Here is a 557-nt window from a genome sequence, read left to right on the forward strand (position 1 = left end):
AATAAAAAAGAAAAAAAAAATTAAAATAGGGAAAACAAAGGTAGAGAAAAAGAACAATAAGAAAATCAGAGGGAGAAAAGAAATAGAGAAATATAGGATAAAGAAATATGAGATAATATATATTGAGAGTAGGATAATAAGAAATATATAAAAAGATATTAGAGAAAAAACAGAAAGAAAATTAAGAAAAAAAAAAGTGAATAAAAAAAGAAGAAGGGAAAGTGGAAAAAAATATAGTAAGAGAGAAAAAAATAATAAAAAATAAATTAATTTTTATTGATATGGTAAAAAAAAACAAAAAAAAATAAAATAAAAAATTGAGAGAGTGCTTGAAAAAAAAAAAAAGGAAAGAAAGAAGAAAACGGAAGGAGGTGAAGAAGATGGAAGGAAAATAGGACAAAGCGATTTACCAGCAACCACAGTGAGAAATATAATTGGAGAAGATAAAATTCTTGGAGTTTCAGCTGATAATTTAGATGAAGCCTTAAAGGCACAAAAAGATAGCTCAGATTATATAGGGGTTGGAGCAATGTAATCAACTGGAACTAAGAAAGATG

Annotated in this window: 1 pseudogene; it reads left to right on the top strand. The window is 25.5% G+C overall.

What is annotated here, in order from left to right:
- Positions 1-373 precede the first annotated feature (373 nt).
- Positions 374-532: pseudogene (locus NG918_RS16695) on the top strand (thiamine phosphate synthase); the annotation flags it as partial.
- Between the last annotated feature and the right edge of the window lie 25 nt (positions 533-557).

Origin of the sequence: Clostridium sp. ZBS2 (assembly GCF_023845855.1) — a bacterium.
Lineage (GTDB): Bacteria > Bacillota > Clostridia > Clostridiales > Clostridiaceae > Clostridium > Clostridium aquiflavi.